At 66.8% G+C, this 5,673-nt stretch carries 5 protein-coding genes; 1 reads left to right on the forward strand and 4 read right to left on the reverse strand.

What is annotated here, in order from left to right:
* On the reverse strand, window positions 1–508 hold a 508-nt coding region (locus tag K206_RS0134715; RefSeq protein ID WP_043367768.1), incomplete at its 3' end, for an outer membrane protein assembly factor BamE.
* Window positions 509–706: 198 nt separating this feature from the next.
* On the opposite strand from K206_RS0134715, the gene fur reads away from it, so the two are divergent.
* Window positions 707–1,138, forward strand: coding sequence for a ferric iron uptake transcriptional regulator (fur, locus tag K206_RS0134725; protein ID WP_020206869.1), 432 nt, complete (start codon window positions 707–709; stop codon window positions 1,136–1,138).
* Window positions 1,139–1,240: 102 nt separating this feature from the next.
* On the opposite strand, the gene K206_RS0134730 is transcribed toward fur, so the two are convergent.
* From K206_RS0134730 to tkt, 3 genes are all read right to left on the reverse strand, one after another.
* On the reverse strand, window positions 1,241–2,230 hold the full coding sequence (locus K206_RS0134730) for a LysR family transcriptional regulator (RefSeq protein ID WP_020206870.1): 990 nt from the start codon (window positions 2,228–2,230) through the stop codon (window positions 1,241–1,243).
* Window positions 2,231–2,468: 238 nt separating this feature from the next.
* A complete protein-coding gene (gene gap / locus K206_RS0134735) occupies window positions 2,469–3,467 on the reverse strand; it encodes a type I glyceraldehyde-3-phosphate dehydrogenase (protein WP_020206871.1) in 999 nt (332 codons plus the stop codon).
* 94 nt (window positions 3,468–3,561) lie between these two features.
* Entirely contained in the window at window positions 3,562–5,598 is a 2,037-nt protein-coding gene (tkt, locus tag K206_RS0134740; RefSeq protein ID WP_029044425.1) for a transketolase, read from the reverse strand.
* Between the last annotated feature and the right edge of the window lie 75 nt (window positions 5,599–5,673).

A 5,673-nucleotide genomic window follows, 5' to 3' on the forward strand; every position in this document is an offset into this window, starting at 1 on the left:
CGGGCTGCGCGGGCGGCGTCGCGCCGACCGCCGAAGCCGCCGCGGCCGCGTCGATCTCCCGGCGCAGCGGACGCTGGTTGGCCTGCAGGGCCTTCATGCCGTCGATCTCGGCGATCAGCTCGTATTCGGACGGCAGCTCGTCGCCGCCGAACTTGACCAGCTTGTCGCCGTCAAAGAAGACCGTGTAGTGGCGCTGCTGCACCACCGGGGTGTTGCCGCGGCGGAACGAGAAGAAGTAGTCCCAGCGGTTGCCGTGGAAGACGTCGGTCAGCAGCGGCGTGCCGAGCAGGAACTTGACCTGGTCGCGCGTCATCCCTTCGCGCAGCTGGGACGCGGCCTCGCGCGAGACGAAGTTGCCTTGCACGATGTTGATACGGTACGGCGTGATCGCGTTGGCGAGCTTGCGCGACGTATTGTCATAAGTGGAGCACGCTGCCATCAGCACGGCAGCGGCCAGCACAGAAGTAACCAGCGTCGGACGCATGGCGGACGAACGAAATGAACGCATGTATCTCGCTTCTAGAAGGGAGAGGAAAGTGCCGGTTCCGGCCCCCGCGGCCATTGCCACGGGACGGCTGGGGCGATGCATCATCGCGGGCGCAGCCTGGGGCAGCCGGCGGCGCCCAGGCAACCGCCGAGGCGACTTTTGCCGCCAAAACCCTTATGATTCAATAATCCAGACATTGTACTCTAGGGAGTCACGCCCATGCCGAGTCCGGCGGACCTCAAAAATATCGGTCTCAAAGCGACCGTACCCCGTCTGAAGATCCTCGAGATCTTCCAGACCAGCGAGCAGCGCCACCTGAGCGCGGAGGACGTTTATCGCATCCTGCTCAACGAACAGATGGACATCGGCCTTGCAACCGTCTATCGCGTGCTGACCCAGTTCGAGCAGGCGGGCCTGCTCTCGCGCAACAACTTCGAATCCGGCAAGGCCATCTTCGAGCTCAACGAAGGCAGGCACCACGACCACCTGGTCTGCATCGACTGCGGCCGCGTCGAGGAATTCTACGATTCCGAGATCGAGCGGCGCCAGCAGAGCATCGCCAGCGAACGCGGCTTCGCGCTGCAGGAGCATGCGCTGTCGCTGTACGGCAACTGCATCAAGCAGGACTGCCAGTTCCGCCCCAAGCGCTGACCGCCCCGCCCGCGGCAGGCGGGATCCTCTCGGCGACCACGAAAAAAAAACCGGCGCGATGCGCCGGTTTCTTCTTCTGGGCGAGCCGCGCCGCGGCGGCGCTCAGGACTGCCGCTCGTCCTGCTCGGCGACGATGTGCAGGCCGCGCGCGGCGGCCGGCACGCCGACGAATTCGCCCACCACCTGGCGGAACAGCCCGCGCGCCCACACCAGCATCGGGTGGGTGTTGCGGCTGCGGTGCCAGAACATGTTCAGGCCCAGCGTGGTGTTGATCTCGGCCGGCAGCGGGAACGCGTTGAGGCCGTAGGTCTCGCAGGCCATGTCCTTGGTCAGCGCGTTGACCGTGAAGATCAGGTCGGTCTGCGCCGCCAGCTCGGACTGCGCGCGCCACGAATGCACGGTCAGCGTGGCGTTGCGCTTGAGCCCGCGCTGCTGCAGCGCGTAGTCCAGCGGGATCAGCGACGGCGCCGGGCGGCTGGTGCCGCCCGAGTGCGCCATGAAGATGTGGCCGCAGTCGAGATACTGCTCGAGCGTGCAGGTGCCCTTGAGCACCGGATGGTTCTTGCGCGCGCACACCCAGAGGTTCAGCGAAGTGACCATCTCCTCCACGATCTCGGGGTGCCGGGTCGGGAACGGCGAGAACGCCAGGTCCAGCTCGTTGCCGCGCATGGCGGCCACGTCGGACTCCCACGAGTGCGACTCGACCAGCTTGATGTGCAGCTCCGGCGCCAGTTGCTTGATGCGCAGGATGAAGCGGTTGAACACCGTATCGCCGAGTTCGGCGGCGAAGCCGATGTTGAGCGTGCCGGTGGCGGTGGCGGGATCGAAATTGTCGGCGTCGCCCTCGTTGATCGAGGACCACAGGTCGAGCATGTCGCGGATCTTGGGGCCCAGTTCCAGGGCTCGCGGCGTCGGCGTGAGGCCGTGCGGCACGCGGATGAAGAGCGGGTCGTCGAAGATCTCGCGCAGGCGGCCCAGCGAATGCGATACCGCGGGCGCGGTCATGTGCATCTTTTCCGCGACGTAGGTCGCGTTCCGCTTGCTAAGCAACTCGGTAAAAATCACGAGAAGCTTGGTATCCACGTTCACCATGATCTCGCCCAGGTTAGATTGGAGGTTGCGAATGACATTGGCGTCACTTGCATAGGCTGCACATCAGTATTTCCAGCACTTTATCAGTGTAAGAGCAAAGCCGGGCGTGGAACAGGATTTCCACGGGCCCGGCCCCGCCGGCAGGCGGCCGATCGCTGGAATTGCCGGCGGGATGGCGCGAGATCCCGCCAACGGGACCCCCGGCGCGCCCCGGCCGGCGCGGACAGCCTGGACGGCCTTACCTGGCCACCACGCGCGCCATTTCCAGCACCTTGTTGGAATAGCCCCATTCGTTGTCGTACCAGCTCACGACCTTGATGAAGGTCGAGTCCAGCGCGATGCCGGCTTCGGCGTCGAAGATCGAGGTGCGCGCATCGCCGCGGAAGTCCGTGGCGACGACCTTGTCCTCGGTGTAGCCCAGCACGCCCTTGAGCGCGCCCTGGCTTTGCGCCTTCATCTCGGCGCAGATCTCGGCGTAGCTGGCGGGCTTGTCCAGCTCGACGGTCAGGTCGACCACCGACACGTCGGAGGTCGGCACGCGGAACGACATGCCGGTCAGCTTCTTGTTCAGTTCGGGGATCACCACGCCCACGGCCTTGGCGGCGCCGGTCGACGACGGGATGATGTTTTCCAGGATGCCGCGGCCGCCGCGCCAGTCCTTGTTGGACGGGCCGTCGACGGTCTTCTGCGTGGCGGTGGCGGCGTGCACGGTGGTCATCAGGCCGCGCTTGATGCCCCACTTGTCGTTGAGCACCTTGGCCACCGGGGCCAGGCAGTTGGTGGTGCAGCTGGCGTTGGAGATGATCGCCTCGCCCTTGTACGTCTCGTGGTTCACGCCGTACACGAACATCGGGGTGTCGTCCTTGGACGGGGCCGACATGATGACCTTCTTCGCGCCCGCGTCGATGTGCTTCTGCGCGCCTTCCTTGGTCAGGAAGATGCCGGTGGACTCGACCACCACGTCGGCGCCGACCTCGCCCCACTTGAGCTCGGCCGGGTCCTTGACGGCGGTCAGGCGGATCTTCTTGCCGTTGACCACCAGCGTGTTGCCGTCGACCGACACTTCACCGTCGAAGCGGCCGTGCACCGAGTCGTACTTCAGCATGTACGCCAGGTAGTCGGGCTCGAGCAGGTCGTTGATGGCGACCACTTCGAGGTCCTTGAAGTTGGCGATGGCGGCGCGGAACACCATGCGCCCGATGCGGCCGAAGCCGTTGATGCCGATCTTGATGGTCATGTTTATCTCCTGGGTAGCCTGACGATCGATGAATGCAAGAAAGCGTTTGCCGGACCGGGGCGGCCATGCCGGCCGCGCGGGTCCGGCGGGCGGATCACTGTGCCAGCGTGTCGCGCACCGTGCGCACGACGTTCTCCACCGTGAAGCCGAAATGCTTGAACAATACGCCGGCCGGCGCCGACTCGCCGAAGGTGTCGATGCCGACCACGGCCTGGACCTGGTACTTCCACCAGAAATCGGTGACGCCGGCCTCGACCGCCACGCGCGGCACGCCCGCCGGCAGCACCGAGGCCTTGTAGGCGGCGTCCTGCTTGTCGAACACGGTGGTCGCCGGCACCGAGACCACGCGCACGTGCACGCCGTCGACGGCCAGCTGCTCGGCCGCGCCCACGGCCAGGCCGACTTCCGAGCCGGTGGCGACGATCACGGCGTCGGGCAGGCCGGTCTTGGGATTGTTGCCTTCGCGCAGCACGTAGCCGCCGCGCGCGATGTTGGCGCGGGTGGCGTCGCTGCGCTTCTGGAACGGCAGGTTCTGGCGGCTGAAGATCAGGCAGCTCGGGCCGTTCTCGCGGCGCACGGCCTGGGCCCACGCGACCGCGGTCTCGGTGGTGTCGGCGGTGCGCCAGACGTCCATGTTGGGGATCAGGCGCAGGCTGGCGACGTGCTCGATCGACTGGTGGGTCGGGCCGTCCTCGCCCAGGCCGATGGAGTCGTGGGTGAACACGAACAGCGTGCGGATCTTCATCAGCGCGGCCATGCGCAGCGCGTTGCGGCTGTAGTCCGAGAAGGTCAGGAAGGTGCCGCCGTAGGGGATGTAGCCGCCGTGCAGCGTGATGCCGTTCATCACCGCGCTCATGCCGAACTCGCGCACGCCGTAGTTGATGTGGTTGCCCCAGGCATCCACGCGCACGGCCTTGCTGCCCGACCAGTTGGTCAGGTTGGAGCCGGTCAGGTCGGCCGAGCCGCCGAGGAACTCGGGCAGCACCGGGCCGAACGCCTCGATGGTGTTCTGGCTGGCCTTGCGCGTGGCGATGGTCTCGGCCTTTTCCTCGCACTTGGCGAGGAAGGCGTCGACGGCGGCGTCGAACGCGCCGGGCAGCTCGCCGCGCATGCGGCGCTGGAATTCGCCGGCTTCATACGGGAAACGCTCGGCATAAGCCTCGAACAGCGCGGTCCAGGCCTTCTCCAGCGAGCCGCCGCGGGCCTTGGCGTCCCACGCCGCATAGACTTCGGCGGGCACCTCGAACGGGGAGTGGGTCCAGCCGAGCGCTTCGCGCGTGGCCAGGATCTCGGCGCCGCCGAGCGGCGCGCCGTGCACATCGTGGCCGCCTTCCTTGTTGGGCGCGCCCTTGCCGATCAGCGTGCGGCAGCAGATCAGGGTCGGGCGGTCGCTGGACTTGGCCACGGCGATGGCGGCGTCGACGGCCGCAGCGTCATGGCCGTCCACCGCGCGGATCACGTTCCAGCCGTAGGCTTCGAAGCGCTTGGGGGTGTCGTCGGCGAACCAGTGCTCGACGTCGCCGTCGATGGAAATGCCGTTGTCGTCCCACAGCGCCACCAGCTTGTTCAGGCGCAGCGTGCCGGCCAGCGAGCAGGCCTCGTGGCTGACGCCTTCCATCAGGCAGCCGTCGCCGAGGAACACGTAGGTGTGGTGGTTGACGATGTCGAAGCCGGGGCGGTTGAATTCCTCGCCCAGCAGGCGCTCGGCCAGCGCCATGCCGACCGCGTTGGTCAGGCCCTGGCCCAGCGGGCCGGTGGTGGTTTCCACGCCGGGCGTGATGCCGTATTCGGGATGGCCCGCGGTCTTGCTGTGCAGCTGGCGGAAGTTCTTCAGCTCGCTGATCGGCAGGTCGTAGCCGGTCAGGTGCAGCAGCGCGTAGAGCAGCATCGAGCCGTGACCGTTGGACAGCACGAAGCGGTCGCGGTCGGCCCACTTGGGGTTGGCCGGATTATGCTTCAGATGACGGCCCCACAGCGCCACCGCGATGTCCGCCATGCCCATCGGCATGCCGGGATGGCCTGAATTGGCCTGCTGGACGGCGTCCATCGCCAGGACGCGGATGGCGTTGGCCATGAGTTGGACGGGCTGCGAAGCGTGCGGACTGGCGGCGGGATGAGCGAGGTGAGACATGCGGCGGGGACCTGGCGGCGGGAAAAGCGCAATTTTACCAGAACGAAACGGGGAGTCCGCCCGCCCCGCCCCCGC

Source organism: Cupriavidus sp. WS (genome assembly GCF_000395345.1).
Classification (GTDB): Bacteria; Pseudomonadota; Gammaproteobacteria; order Burkholderiales; family Burkholderiaceae; genus Cupriavidus; species Cupriavidus basilensis_B.

What these genes read in the sequence shown, in the direction of transcription:
- fur (WP_020206869.1), top strand. Translation starts at nt 707, where the DNA reads ATGCCGAGTCCGGCGGACCTCAAAAATATCGGTCTCAAAGCGACCGTA.
- tkt (WP_029044425.1), bottom strand. Translation starts at nt 5,598, where the DNA reads ATGTCTCACCTCGCTCATCCCGCCGCCAGTCCGCACGCTTCGCAGCCC.
- gap (WP_020206871.1), bottom strand. Translation starts at nt 3,467, where the DNA reads ATGACCATCAAGATCGGCATCAACGGCTTCGGCCGCATCGGGCGCATG.
- K206_RS0134730 (WP_020206870.1), bottom strand. Translation starts at nt 2,230, where the DNA reads ATGGTGAACGTGGATACCAAGCTTCTCGTGATTTTTACCGAGTTGCTT.